Raw genomic sequence first — 2,469 nt, 5'->3', positions numbered from 1 at the left:
CGATGAGCGCCAGCGGCGAGGGCCTCATGGCAGGGCCGAGCATTGCCGCAGGCGTCGTACTGCTGGCTGTCTTCATCGTTTTCGAGCTTCGGCAGCGCGAGCCGATGATCGACCTCAGCCTGTTTCGCGTCGGTGCTTTCGCCGGCGCCAATGTGGCGACATTCTTCCTCTATTTTGCGCTATCGGCCAACCTTTTCTATCTGCCGATGCTGCTGATCGCCGGCTGGGATCTGAGCACGGCCGAGGTCGGCTTCATCTTCCTGCCCTTGTCGGCATTGATCGCGCTTTTGTCGGGACCGGTCGGCAAGCTTTCGGACCGGATCGGACCACGTTTTCCGATCGCCTGCGGCAGCTTGGTCGTGGCTTTCGCGTTTGCCGGGCTGGCCTTGCTCACCTACGCCGGTATCCACAATTTCTGGATTGGAATATTCCCGCTGATGGCGCTGATGGGGCTCGGCATGGCTCTGGTCGTGTCGCCTTTGTCGACCGCGATCATGACGGCGGTGGAAGACAAGGACACGGGGGCCGCCTCCGGCATCAACAATGCCGTCTCACGCATCGGCGGTCTGATCGCGGTGGCGGCGATGGGCTCGCTTGCCGCATGGGTTTACGCGAATGCGCTGGACGCGAGCGCAACGTCCGCCATCCCAGGATTTGGTGAACCGGCGCCAGCCGGGCTTGCGCCGGCCATCGATGCGGCGAGGCTCGCCGCCAGCGATGCCGCTTTTGCCGCGGTTTCTTCGGTGACCGCGCTGCTTTGCCTGCTTGCGGCTGTCATCGCCTGGACGACCATTCCCGGTGAGCGATTGCCATGGCCGCGACAGGCCGAAGATCGGCAAGGCTGAAGCGGGTCAACCGTCGATCTTGGCGCTCGCAACCTTCAGCGAATCGCTGTCTTCCTGCTTCAGCAGTTCGTCGATGCGCTCGCGCTCGCGCTTGAAGGCGACGAGGTCATCGCCCTTCAGCACCTTGCCGACCGGCAGGCGGACACGCATCGGATCAACCTTGGTGCCGTTGACGATCAGCTCGTAGTGAAGATGCGGGCCGGTGGCGAGGCCGGTCTGGCCGAGGAAGCCGATGGTCTGGCCCTGGCGGACGTGCACGCCCGGTTCGATGCCTTTGGCAAAGGCGCTCTGGTGATTGTATGATGTCTCATAGCCATTGGCATGGCGGATGATGATCTGCTTGCCGTAGCCGCCGGCCCAGCCGACCTTCTCGACCGTGCCGTTGCCGGCGGCGATGATCGGCGTGCCGATCGGCGCGGACCAATCGACGCCGGTGTGCATGCGGACATAGCCGAGGATCGGATGCCTGCGGGCGCCGAAACCGGAGCGGAATTTCCCGGCGGGCAGGGGATTGCGCAACAGGAACTGCTCGGCGCTCGAGCCGTCCTCATCAAAATAATCGGTGCCGCCGTCCTGCATCTGGAAGCGGTAGAAGTTGCGGGTCTGGCCGCCGAACGTCGCCGAGACGTAAAGAAGCTCGGAGCTGTCCGAGGTCTGGTCGTCACCGTCGGGCTGCGAGAACAGGACTTCGATGCGGTCGGCGGGGCTGAGGCGGGATTGGAAGTCGACGTCGGACGCCAGCAACTTGATCAACCGCTGCGTCATCGCCTTGGACATGCCGTAGGAATAGGCGGCGCGGTAGATGCCGTCATAGACGTTGGGCAGGTTGCCGCGCACCACCACGGGCGCCGACGAATCATCGAAGGCCGTCAGCAATTCGGGGTTCGGATCCGGTTCCTGCGCCGGCACATACTGGCCGCGATCGTTGAGCGCGATGGTGACGATGTGCTGGGTCCGGTCATAGACGCTGGTGCGCACGACCTTGGCGGCATCGCCGTGAACCTCGAGGCCGACACGCAGCACGGTTCCAGCTTTGAGCGCTGTTGCGTTGAGCAACTTGGCGATAGCTTCGGCCATTCCGGTGGCATCTTCACCCGTGTAGCCCGAATTGGCAAAAGCCTCGGTGACGTCGAGATCCTTGGTGAAGGGGATGATTTCCTCGGCGAAAGCCGGCGCCTGGTCGTCAACAGTGGCACGGGGCGCCACCGAGACATTTTCCGGCACGATCTTGACGTCGTAGGAGCCCGCCATGCTCTCGGCAAAAGCTTCGCCGAATCGCTGCGGGTCGACATAGTGAAGTGAAGCGACCTGCACGGCGCCGTCGCTGAGGTCGGTGCCGGCTTCGCGCACCACTTTTTCCACCTCGTCGGCGGAGAGGTCGCTCTTTTCGTCGAAGGAAGCTGTTTCGATCGGAAAATCGACGGTCTTCAGGCTCATCTCGCTTTCGACCTTGGCGCCGTAGATCTGGCCGGAAGCGGCAGAGGCCGTCGCCGGCTGGGCATTGTCGTCGCTGTCGTCGCCGAACACCTGCATCGGGTCGAAGGGTGGGTAGGCGCGGCTGGTGGTGTGGCCGGCGGCAAGGGCCATCTTGATCTGGACGAAAGGCATGGTGTGGATGACGTCG

2 protein-coding genes (1 of these 2 only partly in view) are annotated in these 2,469 nt (G+C 63.5%); one reads left to right on the top strand and one right to left on the bottom strand.

Translation table 11 applies throughout. From position 1 onward, the window contains the following. On the top strand, positions 1-845 hold an 845-nt coding region (locus tag EN906_RS11545), incomplete at its 5' end, for an MFS transporter (RefSeq protein WP_127375182.1). Between the two features lie 6 nt (positions 846-851). Here EN906_RS11545 and EN906_RS11540 read toward each other — a convergent pair. Then, positions 852-2,469: the 3' portion of a M23 family metallopeptidase gene (locus tag EN906_RS11540; protein ID WP_164748944.1), read on the bottom strand. Its footprint extends 350 nt past the window's final position; only the last 1,618 of its 1,968 coding nucleotides appear in the window; its start codon lies off the right edge, out of view; the stop codon is at positions 852-854.

This window comes from Mesorhizobium sp. M7A.F.Ca.CA.004.06.1.1 (assembly GCF_003999135.1).
Taxonomy (GTDB): Bacteria; Pseudomonadota; Alphaproteobacteria; order Rhizobiales; family Rhizobiaceae; genus Mesorhizobium.
Note: the sequence above shows the minus strand (reverse complement) of the source record. Positions and strands in the feature narration are given on the sequence as shown.